Annotated in this window: 21 protein-coding genes; 11 read left to right on the top strand and 10 right to left on the bottom strand. The window is 59.4% G+C overall.

Translation table 11 applies throughout. The features are described 5' to 3' along the window. Positions 1 to 104: 104 nt before the first annotated feature. The gene (locus ACKXGA_RS06475) at positions 105 to 1,067 is read right to left on the bottom strand and encodes a biotin--[acetyl-CoA-carboxylase] ligase (RefSeq protein WP_423730304.1); all 963 of its coding nucleotides are present in this window, start codon (positions 1,065 to 1,067) and stop codon (positions 105 to 107) included. A gap of 340 nt (positions 1,068 to 1,407) precedes the next feature. On the opposite strand from ACKXGA_RS06475, the gene ACKXGA_RS06470 reads away from it, so the two are divergent. From ACKXGA_RS06470 to ACKXGA_RS06455, 4 genes are read left to right on the top strand one after another with little or no spacing between them, the layout of a single operon-like run. Next, positions 1,408 to 1,938, top strand: coding sequence for an RNA polymerase sigma factor (locus ACKXGA_RS06470; RefSeq protein ID WP_005934952.1), 531 nt, complete (start codon positions 1,408 to 1,410; stop codon positions 1,936 to 1,938). Then, complete coding sequence (locus ACKXGA_RS06465; protein WP_423730303.1) at positions 1,922 to 2,500, top strand: hypothetical protein; 579 nt, start codon at positions 1,922 to 1,924, stop codon at positions 2,498 to 2,500. Before ACKXGA_RS06470 ends, ACKXGA_RS06465 begins: the two co-directional genes overlap by 17 nt. A 10-nt stretch (positions 2,501 to 2,510) precedes the next feature. Beyond that, on the top strand, positions 2,511 to 3,185 hold the full coding sequence (locus tag ACKXGA_RS06460; protein ID WP_423730302.1) for a hypothetical protein: 675 nt from the start codon (positions 2,511 to 2,513) through the stop codon (positions 3,183 to 3,185). After that, positions 3,169 to 3,660, top strand: coding sequence for a hypothetical protein (locus ACKXGA_RS06455; RefSeq protein WP_423730301.1), 492 nt, complete (start codon positions 3,169 to 3,171; stop codon positions 3,658 to 3,660). Before ACKXGA_RS06460 ends, ACKXGA_RS06455 begins: the two co-directional genes overlap by 17 nt. Before the next feature lie 169 nt (positions 3,661 to 3,829). On the opposite strand, the gene ACKXGA_RS06450 is transcribed toward ACKXGA_RS06455, so the two are convergent. Both ACKXGA_RS06450 and ACKXGA_RS06445 read right to left on the bottom strand, forming a co-directional pair. Beyond that, positions 3,830 to 4,975: a glycoside hydrolase family 88/105 protein gene (locus ACKXGA_RS06450; protein ID WP_423730300.1), complete on the bottom strand. Its 1,146-nt coding sequence runs from the start codon at positions 4,973 to 4,975 to the stop codon at positions 3,830 to 3,832. 3 nt (positions 4,976 to 4,978) lie between these two features. Beyond that, positions 4,979 to 6,535, bottom strand: a complete 1,557-nt coding sequence (locus tag ACKXGA_RS06445; RefSeq protein ID WP_423730299.1) for a glycoside hydrolase family 28 protein — start codon at positions 6,533 to 6,535, stop codon at positions 4,979 to 4,981. A 160-nt stretch (positions 6,536 to 6,695) separates the two neighbouring features. On the opposite strand from ACKXGA_RS06445, the gene ACKXGA_RS06440 reads away from it, so the two are divergent. Continuing rightward, complete coding sequence (locus ACKXGA_RS06440; protein WP_117505867.1) at positions 6,696 to 7,511, top strand: AraC family transcriptional regulator; 816 nt, start codon at positions 6,696 to 6,698, stop codon at positions 7,509 to 7,511. A gap of 79 nt (positions 7,512 to 7,590) precedes the next feature. Here the strand turns inward: ACKXGA_RS06440 and ACKXGA_RS06435 are convergent, their stop codons facing one another. The 5 genes from ACKXGA_RS06435 to ACKXGA_RS06415 form a co-directional block, all read right to left on the bottom strand. Then, positions 7,591 to 8,448, bottom strand: a complete 858-nt coding sequence (locus tag ACKXGA_RS06435; protein ID WP_097771504.1) for a carbohydrate ABC transporter permease — start codon at positions 8,446 to 8,448, stop codon at positions 7,591 to 7,593. An 11-nt stretch (positions 8,449 to 8,459) separates the two neighbouring features. Continuing rightward, positions 8,460 to 9,386, bottom strand: a complete 927-nt coding sequence (locus ACKXGA_RS06430) for a carbohydrate ABC transporter permease (RefSeq protein WP_097771503.1) — start codon at positions 9,384 to 9,386, stop codon at positions 8,460 to 8,462. A 164-nt stretch (positions 9,387 to 9,550) separates the two neighbouring features. Further along, positions 9,551 to 10,921 (bottom strand): ABC transporter substrate-binding protein, encoded by a 1,371-nt coding sequence (locus ACKXGA_RS06425; protein WP_423730298.1) that lies wholly within the window; start codon positions 10,919 to 10,921, stop codon positions 9,551 to 9,553. A gap of 544 nt (positions 10,922 to 11,465) precedes the next feature. Further along, complete coding sequence (locus tag ACKXGA_RS06420) at positions 11,466 to 12,074, bottom strand: thymidine kinase (protein ID WP_005934938.1); 609 nt, start codon at positions 12,072 to 12,074, stop codon at positions 11,466 to 11,468. 87 nt (positions 12,075 to 12,161) lie between these two features. Further along, positions 12,162 to 12,803 (bottom strand): redox-sensing transcriptional repressor Rex, encoded by a 642-nt coding sequence (locus ACKXGA_RS06415; RefSeq protein ID WP_005934937.1) that lies wholly within the window; start codon positions 12,801 to 12,803, stop codon positions 12,162 to 12,164. Positions 12,804 to 13,056: 253 nt separating this feature from the next. On the opposite strand from ACKXGA_RS06415, the gene ACKXGA_RS06410 reads away from it, so the two are divergent. Continuing rightward, positions 13,057 to 13,743 carry a ClpP family protease gene (locus tag ACKXGA_RS06410; RefSeq protein ID WP_207697335.1) on the top strand — a complete coding sequence of 229 codons (687 nt, stop codon included), beginning with the start codon at positions 13,057 to 13,059 and terminating at the stop codon, positions 13,741 to 13,743. Between the two features lie 31 nt (positions 13,744 to 13,774). Here the strand turns inward: ACKXGA_RS06410 and ACKXGA_RS06405 are convergent, their stop codons facing one another. After that, complete coding sequence (locus ACKXGA_RS06405) at positions 13,775 to 15,103, bottom strand: MATE family efflux transporter (protein ID WP_423730297.1); 1,329 nt, start codon at positions 15,101 to 15,103, stop codon at positions 13,775 to 13,777. A gap of 276 nt (positions 15,104 to 15,379) precedes the next feature. Then, positions 15,380 to 16,291, bottom strand: a complete 912-nt coding sequence (locus tag ACKXGA_RS06400; protein WP_097771498.1) for a pyridoxal-phosphate dependent enzyme — start codon at positions 16,289 to 16,291, stop codon at positions 15,380 to 15,382. Between the two features lie 295 nt (positions 16,292 to 16,586). On the opposite strand from ACKXGA_RS06400, the gene ACKXGA_RS06395 reads away from it, so the two are divergent. The 5 genes from ACKXGA_RS06395 to rimM all read left to right on the top strand — a co-directional run bounded on the left by ACKXGA_RS06395 (position 16,587) and on the right by rimM (position 19,684). After that, a complete protein-coding gene (locus ACKXGA_RS06395; RefSeq protein WP_035394754.1) occupies positions 16,587 to 16,970 on the top strand; it encodes a sigma factor-like helix-turn-helix DNA-binding protein in 384 nt (127 codons plus the stop codon). 31 nt (positions 16,971 to 17,001) lie between these two features. After that, entirely contained in the window at positions 17,002 to 18,357 is a 1,356-nt protein-coding gene (ffh, locus tag ACKXGA_RS06390; RefSeq protein WP_423730296.1) for a signal recognition particle protein, read from the top strand. A gap of 85 nt (positions 18,358 to 18,442) precedes the next feature. After that, a complete protein-coding gene (gene rpsP, locus ACKXGA_RS06385) occupies positions 18,443 to 18,685 on the top strand; it encodes a 30S ribosomal protein S16 (RefSeq protein WP_035394752.1) in 243 nt (80 codons plus the stop codon). Between the two features lie 16 nt (positions 18,686 to 18,701). Then, a complete protein-coding gene (locus ACKXGA_RS06380) occupies positions 18,702 to 18,935 on the top strand; it encodes a KH domain-containing protein (RefSeq protein WP_005934928.1) in 234 nt (77 codons plus the stop codon). A 212-nt stretch (positions 18,936 to 19,147) separates the two neighbouring features. Continuing rightward, entirely contained in the window at positions 19,148 to 19,684 is a 537-nt protein-coding gene (gene rimM / locus ACKXGA_RS06375) for a ribosome maturation factor RimM (RefSeq protein WP_097771496.1), read from the top strand. Positions 19,685 to 19,686: the final 2 nt, after the last annotated feature.

The raw sequence follows: 19,686 nt of genomic DNA, 5'->3' as shown, positions 1-19,686 counted from the left end.
CTTCTACTTCCTATAATGCAAAAAATGAGGAATCCTTTCACCTGACTGGGAATTTTTTTTTTTTTTTTTTTTTGAGGACGACCTCTCCTCCTTGACAATCCACCTCACCCTGTCCTTGTCGGCCGGATGCTGACCTCACCATGCTGCAGGGCAACCTGTCTGCCGCCCTCGCGCTCCACCACCAGACGGCCCGCATCGTCAATGGAAAGGGCCTTTGCGGCATAGGTCTCGGCCCCGGTGCAGACAGTGACCCAGTGGCCCGGCACAAAACAGCGGGCCCGGTACTCGTCCAGACAGTCGAAGGCCGGGCAGAGGGAGAGCAGCTCCCGGGCAATGGCCCCGGCCAGCACTGCCCGGCTCACGGGTGCGGGCCCGCCGGGGTAAAGGCTGCCCGCCGTGCGGGCCAGCTCCTCGGGCCAATCGGCAGGGGAGGTGGTCAAGTTGAGGCCGATGCCCACCACCAGCCATTCCAGCTGGCCGCTCTCCATGTCGGTCCCGGCTTCGGTCAGGATGCCGCAGACCTTGCGGCCCTGATAGTAAAGGTCGTTCACCCATTTGATGCCCAGTTCCAGCCCGCACAGGGCCTTGACAGCCCGGGCCACGGCCACCGCTGCACTGATGGTCACACTCTGGGCATCGGCGGCAGAGAGGGCGGGCCGCAGGATGAGGGAGAGGTAGACCCCCTTCCCGGCAGGGCTTTCAAACCGCCGCCCCAGCCGCCCGCGCCCCGCCTGCTGATGGGCCGTGAGCACCAGCGTACCGTGGGGTGCACCGCCCAGTGCCAGCTGCTTGGCCGTCAGGTTGGAGCTTTGCAGCGTGTCGTAGATGTGAATGGGGGCGGGGTAGGGGCCCACTGCTTCGGCGCAGAAGGGGTCACCGCCTGCCAGCCGGTAGCCCCGGCGCGGGGCGGAATCCAGCGCGTATCCCTGGGCCGAAAGCGCCTGTGCCGCCTTGTGGACAGCCGCGCGGCTCACGCCCAGCGCTTCGGCCAGCTGCTGGCCTGAGATATAGGCTCCCTCTGCCGCCGAAAGCGCCTGCAGCAGGGCCTGTTTGGTGCTTCCCCCCATGGAAAACGCCTCCTTCTTGTGCTATAGTAGTAATAGTATAGCATAACTTGAAGTTTTGCAAAAGAGACTTGCCCATTATGCCAAGGGCTCCCCTACTAGGAGCAACAGCAACAACCGCCGCCAGTGGCGGATGAAGGGCGTTGCTGTTGGGGCCGCGGCCAGCAAGATACGAGTGCTGTTTACAGCACGAAGTGGATGCTGGGAGCCGCAACCCGTACTGGCGCGAAGCGCCTGAGAGGTTTGATCCATTTTTTTTTTTTTTTTTCAAAATTTTTGCAGGAAAACCGCGCTCTGCCTCGTATTCATTTACAGAGCGGCAGGAAAGGAGGGATGCGGACCGTTGACAACACTGGAATTCAATGCGCTGGTGCGGCAGTATCAGGGGCTGGTCTACACGGTCTGCCACCAGCTGGTGCCGGACGAGGGCGATGCCCAGGATCTGGCACAGGAGACTTTTCTGGCCGCATGGCGGGCCATTGACCGCTGCCCGCCCGGGTACGAAAAGCAGTGGCTGGCGCGTATCGCTTCCAACAAAGCCAAGGACTACCTGCGCAGTGCGTGGGTGCGCCGGGTGAACACCCCGGGAGATGATATCCTTGCACTGGAAGGCGCGCCGCCCGGCTCTGACCCGGAGCAGCAGGTGCTGGATGCCATGAGCGAGGAGACCCTGACCGGGAAGATCCTGGGGATGCGGGAGCCGTACCGCACCCCCTGCCGCCTGATGCTGCTGGAGGGCCGCACCGCCGCCGAGGCGGCAGCCCTCTGCGGCAGGCCCCAAAAGACGGTGGAGGCGCAGATCTACCGGGCAAAGAAAATGCTGGCGGAGCAGATCCGTCAGGAAAGGAGGAGCGAAGATGGAATTGTTTCGTGAAGATGGCTGCATGACCGACGCGGGCTTCCGGGCCATGATGGACGGCCAGCTGGATGAGCTGGGCAGGCTGGAAGCCGCCGAACACCTCTCCTATTGTGACCAGTGCATGGACCGATACACGGCCCTTTTGACCGCCGATGCACTGGAAACACCGCCAAGGAGCGTGCAGGGCGCGGTGATGGGCACGATCTGGGCCCGCCTGATGCAGAATACCTACGGCAGGGCTGCTGTGGCCGGTGTGGCTGCTGTGCTGGCCCTGACTCTGTGGCGGAGCGGGGCGCTGCAGCAGATCATCCAGTATGGTGCCGGGCGGGAGACCGTGCTGGAGACCGACCAGAGCCAGCTCTGGGAACCCGGCCAGAACGACCCGGCTCCGGAGGACACCCCGCAATACCGCCCCATTGAGGACGACCGGCCGCAGGCCGCGCCGGAACAGCTGGGGAGACCCGTGGAGACAAAACAGGACCGCCGTTATGCCGGCGAAGGCTCCTCTTTGCTCCACAAGCTGCTCACGGATGTGACCGATAAGATTGCGGGCAATGCCCCGAATACTGAGAAATGAGGGAACGATTATGAAGAAAAATGGCATCCTGACCCTGCTGTTCGCCTTTATCCCGGGCGCAGGCCAGATGTATCAGGGATATATGAAGCGCGGCCTTTCGCTGGTGCTGATGGCTGCTGCCATCGGCATGGCATCCGTACTGATCCCGCCCGTCGTGTTTACGCTGCTGGTGGTGTTCATGTACAGCTTTTTCGACACCTTCAATCTGCGTGCCCAGATCAGCATGGGCACCGCCCCGGAGGACGATTATCTGGTACACTTCGACCCGCAGGACAAGCGCCTTGCCCGGATGATGATGGACAGCCACAAGCTGGTGGGCTGGTGCCTGATCGCCATCGGTGCGCTGATCGCTTACGAGCAGATCATTATGAACACGCTGGGCGATATCCTGTGGCGCTGGGGCCAGAAGGCTCCGGTGTGGCGGGCCATCTATCTGGTGATGGATCAACTGCCCGAGGTTGTGCTCTGCGTGGCGCTGATCCTGTGCGGCATCTGGCTGGTGCGTGGGCCCAGGGCAAAGAAGGCTGCCCCGGAAGCCGCCCTGGAGGAAACCGATTTTCAGGAGTATCAGCCCGAAAAGAAGATGCCCAGCCTGCTGGATCGCTTTGCCCGCAAGGCAGAGCCGGATACGACCGGTGAGGTGACCCTTGACCCGGAGGATGAAGACGATGGACGAGAAGAATAACACAACAGTGCGCCCGACCCCCAAAGCCCCGGAGAGTGCCCCGGTGCGCCGGGTGGGCACCCTGACGCTGGGAGTCTGCCTGATCGTCTGCGGCGTGCTGTTCCTCTGCTATTTCTTTGTGCCGCATTTCAACTGGGAGCTTGCGCTGAAGATCGCCCCGGCGGCAGGGCTGATCCTGCTGGGGTGCGAGGTGCTGTATTTTGCCGCAAGGCCCCAGCGCTGGAAGTACGATTTCCTCTCGGTGCTCCTCTGCATCGTGCTGATGATCAGCGCCTTTGGCGGGGCCTGCCTGATGGCAGCCTTTGATTTTGCCCTGCACCGGGGGGAGTTCTGGATCGAATACGATGCCCGGCAGGAACGGGACCTGACCGATGAGGAAAGCGACCGCCTGCGCCTTGATCTGGACGAGGGCACCGGCCCTGACCTCGATGAGGAAAATGAGGACAGCGGCGCGGCCTCCCACACGGAAGTGTGAGCCATACAAAAAACATATCACAGCAATACAAAAGATACCTTTTACAGGGGGCACCTGTCCGGGTATACTGAATGTGCACCCGGACGATGGGTGCTCGAAGAAAAAAGTGTAAAAGCGAACCGCCATGGCAACTGTCACCATGGCGGTTCGCTTTTTGCTGTATCGTGTATTACCTGCGGGCGATCATCTCGGTGTAGGCCAGCACCAGGGGGCCTACGCCCTTGGCATCGTTGCAGACCACAGGCTCACTGAAGTAATAGGCCAGGGAGCCGTCGCGGTGGTCCTTGCCGCCCAGACCTGCCACCAGGCAGATGCCATCCAGCTGCAGGCTGCCGTCCGGGTTCTTGGAGAGGTACTTGTCACAGGTGCCGTAGAAGGCTTTCTCAGCCCAGGCAGCCATCCGCTTGGGCAGGTAGCCCAGGCGCACGCCCTTGAGCACCGCATAGGCGAACAGGGCAGTGCCGCTGGTCTCAAGGTAGTTGCCCTCCACGCCGGGGTGATCCATCACCTGCCAGAACATGCCGGTCTCCTCGTCCTGGAACTTGTGCACATCCTCAATGGTCTGCTTGAGCATGGCCATGATGCCGCGGTACTCGTTGTACAGCTGCTCGTCCATCCGCTCCAGCACATCCACCATGGCCACCATGAACCAGCCCATGGCCCGCAGCCAGAAATTGGGGCTGCAGCCGGTCACGGGGTCAGCCCAGTACATCTGGCGGCTCTCGTCGTAACCGTGGTAGTACAGGCCGGTCTTTTCGTCCCGCATGTGCTTCTTGATGTTCATAAACTGCTTGTAGCTGTCAATGCAGCCCTGCATCTTGTTGTAGCGGGTCTCGTACTCCATGTAGAAGGGCTGGGCCATGTAGGTGCCGTCCAGCCAGACCTGCCAGGGGTAGATATCCTTGTGCCAGAAGTTGCCCTCCTTGGTGCGGGGCTGGGTGAGCAGCTGGCTGCGGATGGTGTCAATGGCCCGGCGGTACTTCTCGTCCCCGAAGATGTCGTACAGGGTGAACAGGTTCTTGCCCTGATTCACATTGTCCAGGTTGTACTCCTTGGGGTCATAGGTCCTGATGGAGCCATCCTCCTGCACAAAGAAGTCGATGAAGTCCCTGGAGAAGCTCAGGTACTTCTCGTCGCCGGTGGTCTTGTACAGGCTCAGACAGGCTGTGATCATGCAGCCGTCGATGTAGTTCCACTTGTTGGGCTTGCCGCTGCGCACTTTTTCAATGTTCCACATGGGGGCCTCGGCGCTGGAATTGGCGATCAGGTAGTCCACATAGTCGCCCAGCAGGGTGAGAATTTCTTCATGGGTCATGGGTCAGTCCTCCTCGAAATGGCCGACATTGGCAAAGCGCAGGCGCTCGCCCTCGTAGCCGGTGATCTTGACGTTGTGCAGGTCGATCTCCTTGACGTTCTCCGCGTAGATGGCCAGCTTTTTCACGTTGGGGCGGTTGTCCGCCATGGCGGCCTGACCGGCTTCGGCATTGGGGTCAAAGGTGATGGTGACATTCTTCATGGAGATGCGCTCGATGGGCTGCTCAGGCAGGCCGTCGAAGTAGCAGCCCGCGAACTGTGCATCGGTGGCCACGATATCCTCCATGGTCAGGCTGCCCAGCCTGGGGGTGTACTCATCCACCGGCATAGCATCACGGCACTGGACATAGGGACCGTGGCCGTCCGGGTCACAGAAATAGAACATGTTGATGACAAAGGGAGCCTTGACACCGCGCATCTCCACGTTGCGGAACACCAGCCCGTCGATGACGGCGGTGTTGCCGCGGCCGCGCCGGGTCTTGACCCGCAGGCCGCGGTCGGTGTGGTCCATCAGGCACTGGGTCACCACCATATCCTTCACGCCGCCGCTCATCTCGCTGCCAATGACGATGCCGCCATGGCCCTTGTCCAGCAGGCAGTTCCGGATGATGGTGTGCTCGCAGCTCTTTTTCAGCTTCATGCCCAGGAACACCTTGCTGGCTTTCATGGCAATGCAGTCGTCACCCACGTGGATGTTCGCGCCGATGATGCGGGTGTACTCGCAGCTCTCGGGGTCGATGCCGTCGGTGTTGGGGGCGTTGTAGGGGTTGTTGATGTTGAAGTTCAGCAGGTCCAGGTGCTTGACGAAGATGGGGTGGATGGTCCAGGAGTAGCTGTTCTGCACTGTGATGCCGTGGAGGCAGACATTCTCGCTGTCCACCGCAGCCACCGCGCGGGGCCGCCATGCGATCCGCTTGACCTTCTGGTTGATCCACCAGTCGCCGTTCTGGGCATCGCAGTCCAGCGTGCCCTCGCCGGTCACCACCACGTCGTGCACCTGAGTGATGTTCAGCAGACCGGCAAAGCTGTCCAGCGGGTTGCCCTCCCAGCCGGTCAGGTAGTATTCATCCACCTCATTCTCACTGGGAATGACACCGGGCAGGATGGGGTAGTGGGTGCGGTCGTTGTCGCCCAGCAGCACAGCGCCTTTTTCCAGGTAGAGGGTGGTGCAGCTCTTCATAAACAGGCTGGAGGTGCGGTAGCGCCCGGCGGGCAGATAGACCGTGCCGCCCTTGGGGCAGGTGGAAAGGGCGGCCTGCAGTTTGCCGGTGTTGTCGGTGGTGCCGTCGGCCACCAGGCCGTAACGGGATGCGTCTACAAAGAAGGTCTCGGCCTCAGTGGTGAAATCGAGGGTCAGGGTCTCGCCCTCAGCCTGCACGGCAACCGTGTAGGAGGTGCCGGGCAGCAGGCTGAACAGGGAGAACACGTTGGTCTCGCAGGCGGTGTAAACAGTCTCGCCGTTCAGCTGGACGGTGAAGGGATGTGCCGGACGGTAGCACAGGCCGTTTTCCAGCTCGAACACGGCACTGCGGGTCATGGAACGAATCAGGGAAAGCTTCATAAACAGGATGCCTCCTTGGATGTTGAAAGATTTATGGGTTGCCCATAGGTGGCGGGCATGTTTTACACTTGACCATGTAAAGTGTGTTTGAGTAGGGGGTTGCCCGCAGGTGGCGGGCATGGTACACTGAGAAAAAGAAACTGTTGAATGGGGTGTGCGGATGAAAGCGGAACGGGAAAAATGGAGCGGCCGGGTAACGGCAACGGCGCTGCGGTTCCAGACCGGCCAGTATGAGCTGGCTGAGGAGGAGGAGATCTGCCGGATCATTCTGGTGTCCGGCGGCAGCTTTACGCTGGTGCGGGGCGGTGAGAGCCTGCTGGTGAACCCGGGCTGTGTGCTGCTGCTGGGCCCCGGCGGGGGCCTGCTGCAGCAGGCGGGCCACATTGCCCCTGAGCTCATCGGCTGTCGGTTCCCGGCGGGCGTTCTCCCGGTGCTCAAGAACCTGATGCAGCGGGATTTTATGCCGCTGTTTGAGCCGGGAGCACAAACGGCCCTGTACGGCCCGGTGCAGTGGTCGGGCCGCCTGCGCACTCTGCTGGGCATGATGCAGAGCGCCGAAAGCGAGCCGGAAAGCCCCGGCATGATCTATCTGGCCCTCATCCTGCACTATGTGGAGCAGGAGTGCCGCAGTGAAAGGCAGGACATCCGCCCCCGCAACGAGACGGTGGAGCAGATCTGCGCTTACCTTGCAGCCAACTACCAGCAGAAGTTCTCCCTGACAGATGTGGCTGCGCGGTTCTACCTGTCGCCCTATTACCTGAGCCGCCTGTTCCGGCGGGTCACGGGCCAGTCCATTGTGGATTACATCAATGGCCGCCGCATTGAGGCTGCCCAGCGCCTGCTGGAGAGCACCGACCTGAACATCAGCGCTGTGGCCGAGCAGACCGGCTTTGCCTCCGCCGCCCATTTCCGCCGCGTGTTCCGCGAGACGATGGGAACGGGGCCGCTGCAATACCGCAAGAGCCACCGCGGATAAGAACAACGCCCCCTGTGCACAGCACAGGGGGCGTTGCTTATTCATCGAAAGTCAATGGTTCTGTCCGCAGAGGGGGTGCTTAGCCCTTGACAGCACCGGCGGAGATACCTTCGACGAACTGATCCTGTGCACAGAAGAAAACGATCAGCTGCGGCAGGATGGAGATCAGGGACAGGGCCAGGATACGGTTCCAGGCAAAGCCGGTATCACCGTCCATGGACAGCTTGACGAACAGGGACATGGGGTACTTTGCAGGGGTCTGCACGTAAAGCAGGGGGCCCATGAAGTCGTTGCAGCTCCACATGAACTGGAACAGTGCGCAGGACACCAGAGCGGGCATCAGCATGGGGACAATGACCTTGTACAGGGTCTGGAAGGAGTTGCAGCCATCAATGGCGGCAGCCTCGTCCAGATCGCGCGGGACATTGCGCATGAACTGCACCAGCTGGTAAACAAAGTAGGTCTCAGTTGCAAATGCAGTGTGGACCCAGATGGCCAGATAGAACGGGCTGTTGACCCAGCCGAACTTGGTGTACAACAGGAACTGAGGAACGTTCAGAACGACCTGGGGCAGGAACAGGGTGGCCAGCATGATGCTGAACAGGATCTTCCGGCCCGGGAAGTCGAAACGGCCAAAGCCGTAGGCTGCAATGCAGGAGGAGACCACCGTGCAGATGACCTTGGGCAGAACATAAGAATAAGTGTTCAGCATGGCCTGCAGGATGTTGATGGAACCGCCGAAGTTGTTCAGCGCGTTCCGGTAGCCCTCCAGGGTGGGGTTCTTGATCCACAGGCCGATGCCTGCAAAGATCTCGCTGTTGTCCTTAAAGGTGGCGCTGACCATCCACAGCAGGGGATAGATCATGATCAGGCCAACCAGGATCAGGACAAAGTACTTAAAAAACGTCGCAATGGCGTTGGATGCTTTCATTCCCATACTGTCACACCTTACCTTTCATCCGAGTAGTAGACCCACTTCTTCTGGCTGGTGAAGGCGATGATCGTGAGGATGCAGACGATCACGAACATGATCCAGGCCAGAGCGGAAGCCATGCCCATCTGGTTGGACTTGAAGGCGTAGTTGTAAACCAGAATGGAGATCAGGGTGGTGGAGTTGCGCGGGCCGCCGTTGGTGATGATGAAGGGGCCGTTGAACTCCTGGAAAGCCTGGCAGATCTGAGTGACCAGGTTGTAGAAGATGATGGGGGTGATCATGGGAACAGTGATGGAGAAGAACTGCTTCCACTTACCGGCACCATCAATGGTGGCAGCCTCGTACAGGTCTGCAGGCACGCCCTTCAGGGCGGCTAGGAACAGCACCATGGCGGAGCCGAACTGCCAGATGCGCAGGAAGCAGATGATCCACAGCGCATAGTTGGGGTCGCTCAGCCAGGAGGGGCCCTGTGCGTGGCCGAAGGTGATGGCGCGGATGATGGTGTTGACCAGACCATCATCACGGAAAACGGCCTTCCACAGCACGGCGATGGCAACGGAGCCGCCCAGAATGGACGGGATGTAGTAAACGGTACGGAACAGGTTCACGCAGGCGATCTTGAAGTTCAGGATGTATGCGATGAACAGGGCAAAGATCAGCTTCAGGGGCACGGTGACGAACGCGTACTTGAAGGTGGTGACCAGAGCCTTGGTGACCTTGGCATCAGAGAAGGCGGTGACGTAATTCATCACGCCATACTGGTGGATGCCGTTGAAGAAGTTCATGTCGGTGAAGCTGTAATACAGCGACTGACCGAAGGGGATGGCCTTGAACACGATAAAGCCGATGATCCAGGGGATCAGGTAGATCAGACCCTGCCACTTATCCAGGAACTTCTGTGCGGGGGTACGCCCGAGAGAGGGCGCTTTGCTTTCTTTCATCCGGGGATCCTCCTTTGGTGAAAATCAGTGCAACAAACCTTATGTCACACTTTGGCAACAGATTTGTCAGAGAATTGTAACCTGTACCTGAGAAAAAAGGGGCATCGGGCCTACGGGTGGACGATGCCCCTGATATGTAGCTTAACTCAGGTCAGCAAAGAAGATCAGACAGTGTAGCCAACAGCAGACATGCCGTCCAGCAGGGTGTCAACAACATCTGCGCCGCTCTTGTTGTCGTAGTCAACGGTATCGAACACTTCCTGATAGATGCCGGTGCCGGTAGCCTTCAGATCGGAAGACTCGAACAGGGGATCCAGCTGGCAGGAAACAAAGCTCATAACCTTGCCGTTTGCCTCGGCGACCAGCTCGTTGATCTTACCGGCAGCCTGAGCGGTAGCCAGACCAGCCTTGGAAGCGGGGACACCGCACTCGGAGCCCATGATGGCAGCGCCGTCGCCGTTCCACAGGTACTCGATCAGGGTAGCAGCCTCAGCGGGGTTCTTGCAGGTCTTGGTGATGGCCATGCCCATGGAGACCTTGGAGAAGCCGCCGTTGTAATCGCCGAACTTGATCTCCTCACCAACGGTGAAGCCGGGCTTGTTCTCCTCGTCCAGAGCGTCCTGGTACTTGGAAGCAGCGGAATCCCACTCGAAGATGCCGGCGATCTTGCCGGTGATCCACTCGTTGGACTGGTGGGTAGCACCGTCGCCGTTTGCACCGTAGTAGGTGGGCAGCGGCATGATGACGTGGCCGTCGACCAGGCTCTTGATGAAGTCGATGCCCTCGGCGATCTCGTCAGCGGTGTAGTTCAGGGTAGAGGTGGTGGGATCTGCCCAGTCCTTGCCGTACTTGGACTCGAGGTAGAACACCATCAGGATCATACGGTCGTATGCACCCAGGTGCAGGGGATAGTAATCATCGCCCAGCTTCTCCTGGAAAGCCTTGCCTGCTGCAAACAGGTCATCCTCAGTGGAGGGGACTTCGGTGATGCCGGCCTTGTTAAAGGTGGTCATGTTCCAGTAGAAGATACGGCCGGTCATGGAGATGGGCACGCACTGCTGTGCATTTGCAACATTGCAGGCACCCAGCTTTGCGTCGTCCCACTGGGACATATCCAGGTAATCGGTGACGCTGTTCAGATCCAGGAAGGTCTGGCCGTTGCCGGAGTAGTTGTACAGCCAGTTCCAGTTGATCTGGCAGACATCCTCAGCCACGCCGCCTGCAAACTTGGTGGACATGGTGTCCTCCCAGCCGGACCATGCAGCGAAGGTGGGGTTAACGGTGATGGTGGTGTGCTCAGCAGAGAAAGCCTTCAGGGCCTCCTGGTAAGCATTGTGGCGGGACTCGCCGCCCCACCAGCTCATGGTCAGGGTAACGGGATCGTTGCTCAGGCCAGCCACGGAAGCAGCCTCGGCTGCAGAAGAAGCGGTGCTGGAAGCAGCGCCGCCATTGCCGCCGCAGGCAGCCAGCAGACCAGCTGCACCGACAGCACCGGTGACCTTCAGGAAATCACGACGGGAAATTGCCTTGCTCATTGTTGTTCTCCTCCTAATAAATCAAAAAACATCGAGCGGGCCTTACTGCACAAGGCTCGTTGTATACAAATATGATAACAAAAGGAATGGGAAAAAGAAAGATGTAAATTGAAGTGATACGGACAAAAAACGAACAAATATTGCTCTTGTGATTTGCGGCGATTTGACGGCATTGCCGAAATGAATAAACTTGGGGCGAAAAACTATGCAATCTGCATAGTTGGATAGATTGCATAGAAACGGGCCGAGAAAGTGTGGCGGAACCTCTAAAATTGCAATGTTTTTGTAACTTATTGCGAAATTGACGGTATGTTGTTGTATACAACATGTGAAAAAAGTGACGATATCACTATTTTATAAACTGATATATCAATTGTGCAAAAAACGTTCGCCGTTGGATACAACTAATATATCACTTTGAAAGGCGGCAGGCAAAAAAGAGCGCCGCCCGGCCGGGCAGCGCTCTGAAAATTGTAAAAAACTTTTGGGAGATCCGGGCTCTCATGCAGGAAGGGCGGCTCCTGTGCCTGCCGGACATCAACGCTTACTGTGCGTTCCGTTTGGCGTAAAAGGCCCGCCGTGCCTTGAAATAGCACTGGGGGCACATGCTGACGTACTGCACATCGTTTTCCAGATCGATGGCAACCTGCTCGCCTTCAAAGACGAACTCCCCGTTGACCCTGCGGCAGTTGCAGGTAGCCTTGCGGCCGCAGGTACAGATGGTCTTCATCTCCTCAATGGTGTGGGCCAGCTCCAGCAGACGGGTGGAGCCTGGGAAGCCCTTGAGGGAGAAGTCTGACCGCAGACCGTAGCAGATGACCGGGATGTTCAGGTCTACCGTGACCATGAACAGCTGCTCGGCCTGTGCCGGGGTAAAGAACTGGCTCTCGTCGCAGAGGACGCAGGCCAGCGGCTGCTCCCCGGCTGAGGCGGCGCGTACGGCTTCGAACACATCCACCTCGGGCGGGATGAGCAGGTCAGCCCTGCGGCGCACGCCCAGGCGGCTGACCAGCTCGCCGCCGCCCTTGGTATCCACCTGGGGCTTCAGGATCAGCACCCGCATCCCCTGCTCTTCGTAGTTGTGGGCCACCTGCATCAGCGCGGTGCTTTTGCCGCTGTTCATGGCACCGTATCGGAAGTATAGCTTCGCCATAGTTGCTCTCCTCATAAAAAGGCAACCCTCTCTGCTCGTTCGGGGGGAGAGGGCTGCCTGTTTTCTGTGATATGCTATAAGAATAGATCAGTCCTGATTGCGCAGGCGGTAACCCAGGCTCATCAGGCTGTCGCCCAGGTGGACGTTCTCCACCACCACTTCGGGGTAGGGCACCGACAGGTCGTAGTGGGAGAAGTTCCAGAAGCCTTTGATGCCCAGTTCGACCAGCCGGCCGCTGAGCTCCTCCGCACCGCTGCGGGGCACACAGAACACAGCCACCTCAGGCTTATGCTCTGCGCAGAAGGCCTCCAGCTCGTCAACGTGTAAGATCTGGATGCCGTTGATCTCTTTGCCCACCTCGCTGGGGGAATTGTCAAAGGCGGCGATCAGCTTGTAGCCGTTGGTGTCGGTGGTGATGAAGCGGCTGACTGCCTTGCCCAACCGGCCGCAGCCGATGAGGATGGTGGGCAGCAGGTCACCGTTGCCGAACAGCAGATGCTCCAGGATGGAAAGCAGGTTCTCCACCGAGTAGCCGATGCCCTGGCGGCCGTTCACGTCGCCGATGCAGTTGAAATCCTGCCGCACCTGAGAGGCCGTGGTGCCCATCTGGGCGGCCAGCTCGCGGGAGGAGATGCTGGTGATGCCGTCGTTCTTCAGCGTCCGCAGGTAGCGGTAGTACTTGGGCAGGCGCTTGATCACCGGAAGGGAAGCTTTGCCGGGATTGTTCATGGAAATGGTTCTCCTTTCATCCAAAGGGAATGCCGGTCTCTTTGCGCCCTGCAAGGTGCACCGGCGATTAAGACAGTTTCTGAACAATAATGATATATACTTGTCAATCTTATTCTTACATAAAGTATACTGCAATGAGACAGAATGTCAAATCCTCTGGGCCAATTTTTTTCAAAGTAAAGAAATCTTAACCGCCGCATATTGCTTCGATCCCCGGGAACACTGAAAAAAAACACCCTGAGGAGGAGCCAACATGCCGGAATATGAAAAGGAAACCACCGAACAGCAGCGGCTGGAGAAAGAGCAGCTGGAGGATCTGGGCACGGTGTGGCGCACCCGCGGCCCTCATGCCATCCACTGCCTGACCGTGATCGGCCAGATCGAGGGCCATGTGGAGGCCCCGCAGGGCCAGAAGACCACCAAGTATGAGCATGTGATTCCGCAGCTGGTGGCAGTGCAGGAGGACCCCGCTGTGGAGGGCCTGCTGGTGCTCATCAATACCGTGGGCGGGGACGTGGAGGCCGGGCTGGCGCTGGCAGAACTCATTGCCAGCATCTCAAAGCCCAGTGCCACGGTCGTGCTGGGCGGGGGCCACTCCATCGGCATCCCGCTGGCAGTCAGCGCCCGGCGCAGCTTTATCGTGCCCACGGCGACCATGACGGTGCACCCGGTCCGCCACTCCGGCATGATTCTGGGCGTGCCCCAGACCATGCGGTGGTTCGAGCAGATGCAGGAGCGCATCACCGGCTTTGTGGCGGGCCACAGCGGCATTACAGCAGAGCGCTACTCAGAGCTGATGCTCCGCACCGGTGAGCTGGTGATGGACGTGGGTACCATGCTGGACGGCAAAAAGGCCGTGAAGGAGAAGCTCATCGACCAGCTGGGCGGCATCTCTGATGCACTGGACTGGCTGTACCGGGAGATCGAGCGGGCAGAGTGAGAACACGGGTCTGCCCGGGGCGGTGTCAGGCTTACAGCTCGCCCTTCCGCAGATACTTCACCATCATGGGGGCTTCATAGACCAGCATGAGGATCCAACCTACAACATAGCTGTACGGCAGGGCCTCAATATCCATCTTCATCAGCAGCACAAAGAGGGCAGCGGCCGCCACACGGCCTGCCATGTTGAGCGTGCTGCTGTTCAGGGTGATCTTAAGATCGCCCAGGCCGCGGAAGCCGCCCTGGATGCCGTTGGTCAGCGAGGGCATCAGGTAGAACAGAGAGACCAGCTTTAAAAAGCGCACCCCCAGATGCACCACGGCGGCATCGGTGACGAAGAGCCGGATGATGGGCTCAGCAAAGAAGAAGCAGACAGCGGTGATAAAAATGGCGTAGAGGAATTCCAGCTTCAGGCCGCAGAAGAAGCTGGCGCGGACACGCTCTTTTTTGCCCGCGCCGCGGTTCTGAGCCATCAGGGTGGTGGTGGCATGGCCGATGTTCTGCTGGGGCACATAGGCAAAGTCATCGATGCGGCCTGCGGCGGCAAAGGCTGCCATGGCGTTGACACCCATGGTGTTCACGATGGCCTGAATGGCGATCTTGCCCAGCTGAACGGTGGCCTGCTGCATGGCGCTGGTCCAGCCGTAGCTGATGGTCTTTTTCAGCAGCGAGGAGTCAAAAATGAACCAGCGCCTGCCCAGCTGCAACACAGGAACTTTCCAGCGGATATAGATCAGGCAGAACACGCAGCAGAGCGCTTCGCTCAGCACGGTGGAAAGGGCACAGCCCTCGGAGCCCCAATCCAGCACCTCAACAAAGAACAGGTCACCGCCGATGTTCAGCACCGAACTGATCATCAGGAAGTACAGCGCGCTTTTGCTGTCGCCCAGCGCACGCATGGTAGCGGCGAGGAAATTATAGAAGAAGGTGAACAGCAGCCCGCCGAACACGATGCGCAGGTAGTTCACAGCGATGGGAAGGATCTCTTCCGGTACCTGCAGCAGACGGAGCAGCGGATTTGCCAGGATCACACAGGCCAGAGAGAACACCAGGGAAAAGACGGAGCCTGCAATGGCGGTGGTGGAGACCTGACGCTCCACCAGCCGGGTGTCGCCTGCCCCGAACGCCGTGCTGACAAGGATGCCTGCACCCAGGCAGACACCGTTGATAAACAGGATCGCCAGCGTCATCAGCGGGTTGGAGGTGCCCACGGCGGCAAGGGCATCCTCGCCCACGAATTTGCCGACAATGATGCTGTCCACGGCGTTATAGGTCAACTGGAACAGGTTGCCCAGCACAAGGGGAATGGTGAAATTGACCAGCAGCGGTGTGATCGGGCCGGTCGTCATATCTTTGGTCATTTGGAATTCTCTTTCCTTAAAAGTATAGTGTGCAGTCCAACGGTGAGCTTTCCCACGCAAGTGAATACGGGTTGCGGCTCCCAGCATCTGCTTCGTGCACTTGCACTCGCATCTTGCTGGCCGCGGCCCCAACAACAGCTTCCTGTTTCCGCCACTGGCGGCGGGCGCTGTTGTTGCAGGCCATTCCATCGCCCGCCCTACTGCCTGCGGCAGCAGGGTCCCACCCCAGCGGACACTTGCTTTGGGAAACTCCCCGCCGTCCTGCGAAAAACAACATCAAAAACTTAAATTTTGCCGTCCGCTGAAGATGGCCAGCGCCGAGCGGCTGGTGCCGGTGGCAATCAGCTGTGCAGCGGCGTGGAGGGCTGCACCGGCGGCAGGGGAGGCGGGAATGGCATCGGTGGCAAGGACCCGCTGTGCAGCGCGGTTGGCATCGGTACTGGTAACGGCGGCTACATTATCCACAACATAGGCGTTGTAATTGCCAGGCACGATGCCATAGCCGATATCCGGGATGCCGTGCCCGCCGGTGAAGCCGCCGCCCAGAGCCTGATTCTCAAAGGGCTCCACAGCCACGATGCGGACATCGTTGGTCCAGGCCTTGATGGTCTCGCCTACGCCGGTGATGGTGCCCGCGCTGCCCACGCCGACGGTGATGGTGTCCACGAGACTGCGGCCCTCCCGGGAGATGGCCTGCACGATGGCGGGGCCGGTCACCCGGCGGTGGTATTCGGGGTTATCGTCGTTGGCAAGCCAGTTCATATAGTACCAGCCTTTTTCGGCGGCGGTGGTCTCTGCCAGCGCCCGGGCCCCCGCAAGGCCCCGCTGGGCGGGGGAATGCAGGATCTGCGCCCCCAGCCGGAGCAGGTATTCCTGCCGCAGGGCCGGGGCATCCTCCGGCATGGTCAGCACCACGGGGTGGCCCGCCGTCCGCCCGGCAAGGGCCAGTGCCATGGCAAAGGAGCCGGAGGCCGCTTCAATGATGGGCTGGCCCGGGAGCAGCTTGTGCTTTTCCGCCGCAAGGGCCAGCATCCCCTCGGCCACCGAATCGCGGGACGTGCCGGTGGGCCCATTATAATCAAGGTAAGCATACAGTCGCCCTTTGAGCCCGCAGGCGGCAAGATAGCCCCGCAGCTCCACGATCGGACAGGGAACCAGGGTCTGGTAGATGTTTGGATAGATTGCCACGAAACTCCTCCCTTACGCAAACCTGAGCAGTCAGCACAGAACTGTCTGCCATGCCGGAGGCTCCCATGTTGGGGGAGCTGGCAAAGCATCGGGCTTTGACTGAGAGGTTTAATACCTATAAGGTAGCGCATCCTGTGCCCAGCGTCAAGCCGCAATTGGACAAAATGGAGAAAAACCTGCCGAAAAATCAGCAGAGTGATGGAAAAAAGCCTTGACAAGGAAAAGAATGTCTGCTATACTCCGTATGTAAAGCAAATGAACTTTACAACAAACGGAGGTCAGGGCAGAACGCATCATGGCAAAAGACTTTGAAATGGGCTATCTGCTCGATTTTTATGGCGAGGTGCTCACGCCCAAGCAGCGCGAGATGCTGAACCAGTATTACAACGACGACCTCTCCCTCAGTGAGATCGGGGAAAACTTCGGGATCACCCGTCAGGGCGCACGGGATGCCATCAAGCATGGCGAGACCACCCTGAAAGAACTGGAAGCCAAGGTGGGCTTTGCAGGCCGCTACCGCCGGGTGCAGGAAAAGCTGGAGGAACTGGAACAGCTGGTCATTGACGCGCGGTTCGAGTGCACCGGCCCTTATGCCAGGCTCACCACCACTGAGTATGCAGCAACGCTGAACAAGATGCTGGGGCTGATCCGCTCCATCGATGAAGTCAACGAGAGCTGACACCATTACTATTTTGAGAGGAGCACCGAACATGGCATTTGAATCTTTGACCGACCGCCTTGCCGGTGTGTTCAAAAAGCTGCGCGGCCACGGCAAGCTGACCGAGGCCGATATCAAAGCCGCCATGCGCGAGGTGCGGATGGCCCTGCTGGAAGCCGATGTCAACTACAAGGTTGCCAAGGATTTCTGTGCCAGGGTCTCCGAGCGCGCCATGGGTCAGGAGGTCATGGAGAGCCTGACCCCCGCCCAGCAGGTGGTCAAGATCGTCAACGAAGAACTGGTTGCCCTGATGGGCGGCGAGGAGGCCCCCCGCCTGATCGTCAAGAACAAGGGTCAGACCATCATCATGCTCTGCGGCCTGCAGGGCAACGGTAAAACGACCCACGCAGCCAAGCTTGCCAAATACTTCATCAAGCAGGGCCGCCGCCCCATGCTGGTGGCCTGCGATATCTACCGCCCCGCCGCCATCGATCAGCTGCAGGTGGTGGGCAAGCAGGCAGGTGCGCCCGTGTTCACACTGCCGGGTGCCAAGCCCCCGGAAATCGCCCGCAAGGCGCTGGCTCACGCCAAGGATTACGGCAACGACATCGTGATTCTGGATACCGCCGGCCGTCTGCAGATCGACGAAGTCCTGATGCAGGAGCTCGTGCAGATCAAGGAAGCTGTCCCCGTGGACGAGACGCTGCTGGTGGTGGATGCCATGGCAGGTCAGGACGCTGTGAATGTTGCCAAGACCTTCAACGAGACGGTGGGCATCGACGGCATCATCCTGACCAAGACCGATGGTGATACCCGCGGCGGCGCGGCACTTTCGGTGCTGAGCGTCACCGGCAAGCCCATCAAGTTCCAGGGCACCGGCGAAAAGCTGGACGATCTGGAAGTGTTCCATCCCTCCCGCATGGCCAGCCGCATCCTGGGCATGGGCGATGTGCTGAGCCTCATTGAGAAGGCACAGGATGCCGCCGATGAAAAGGCCGCAGAAGAGACCGCCCGGCGGATGATGGAAAACAAGTTCGATATGAACGACATGCTGGCCCAGTTTGCGCAGATCCGCAAGATGGGCGGTGCAGGTGCCATGCTGAGCATGATGCCCGGTATGTCCGGCATTGATGCCAGCCAGGTCGACGAGAAAGCCTTTGACCGCATCGAGGCCATGATCTATTCCATGACCAAGGAAGAGCGTGAAAAGCCTTCTATCATCAACCCCAAGCGGAAGCGCCGCATTGCAGCGGGCAGCGGTACCCGGGTGGAGGATGTCAACAAGCTGCTCAAGCAGTTTGAGATGATGCAGAAGATGATGAAGCAGTTCAAGAAGAGCCCCAAGGGCTTTGCCCGCCGCCTGGGCGGCATGATGGGCAACCCCAATGCCTTCCGTGGCTTCAAATAACAATGGTATACACCCCGCAGGGGTTGTACAGATAGATTTAATCAAACCCCAAACGGGGCACAAACATTTTTGGAGGATATTTACCATGGCAGTTAAGATTCGTCTGCGCCGCGTTGGCGCTAAGAAGGCTCCCTTCTATCGTGTTGTTGTTGCTGACAGCCGCTTCCCCCGCGACGGCCGTTTCATCGAGGAGATCGGCACCTACGATCCCAACCAGGAGCCCTCTGAGGTGAAGATCGACGCTGAGAAGGCCAAGGCCTGGATCGCCAACGGCGCACAGCCCACCGATACCGTCCGCGTTCTGCTGAAGAAGTCCAACATTCTGTAAGTAGGAGGGCTGACTCATGCAGGAGCTGTTGCTGGCAGTTGCCCGCGGTCTCGTGGAGGACAAGGAAGCCGTCAAGGTCACGGTGGACGAGCCCCGCGAGGACGGCACCATCGTCTACCACCTGAGCGTGGCAGAGGGAGATATGGGCCGTGTCATCGGCAAGCAGGGCCGGATCGCAAAAGCCATTCGTGTGGTGATGCGCGCGGCTGCTGTGCGGGTCGATGAAAAGGTCCTTGTTGAGATCGACTGAGCACCCTACGGGCCCTTTGCCGCAAGGCAAGGGGCCTTTTTGTATTATTAGGCAGCTCGCCCTCTCAGGCCGCTTCGCGTCCAGCTCCCCCAAAGGGGGAGCCCTTGGCAAAACCAGAAACTTTGTGGTGACTGCCAAGGCCTCTCCCCTCGGGAGAGGTGGCATTGCGTAGCAATGACGGAGAGGGTGAGGATGCTAAAGGAGTAAAAGCAATGCAGAAATACTTGGAAGCCGGCAAGGTGGTGACCACCCACGGTGTGCGCGGCGAGATGAAGCTGGAGCTGTGGTGTGACGGCGTGGCCTTTCTGAAAAAGGTGGGCCGCCTGTACACCACCCCCCAGGGCGGCAGGTGCTACAAGATCACCTCCATCCGCCCCCAGGGGCAGATGGCCCTGCTCCAGCTGGAAGGGGTCAGCGATATGGATGCCGCCCGTGCCCTGCGGGGGCAGGTGTTCTACTTTGACCGTGACGATGCCACCCTGCCTGCGGGCAAGTGGTATGTGGCCGACCTCATCGGGTGTGAAGTGCGGGATGCCGATACCGGCAAGGTGTACGGCGTGGTGACCAGCGTGGACCACCCCGGCGCACAGGATATCTACACCGTCAAGGCCCCCGGCGGCAAGGAATATATGTTCCCCGGGGTGGATGCCTTTTTGAAAGAGCGAAACCCGCCGGAGGGCTATCTCCTTGTCACCCCCATTCCGGGCCTGCTGGATGACGATTTTGACAGTGAGCGGGAGGAGGAGTGAGC

The sequence above is a fragment of the Faecalibacterium hominis (ex Afrizal et al. 2022) genome (assembly GCF_049545105.1).
GTDB lineage: Bacteria > Bacillota > Clostridia > Oscillospirales > Ruminococcaceae > Faecalibacterium > Faecalibacterium duncaniae.
The sequence above is the reverse complement of the archived record's forward strand: the minus strand, read 5'-3'. Positions and strand labels throughout refer to the sequence as shown.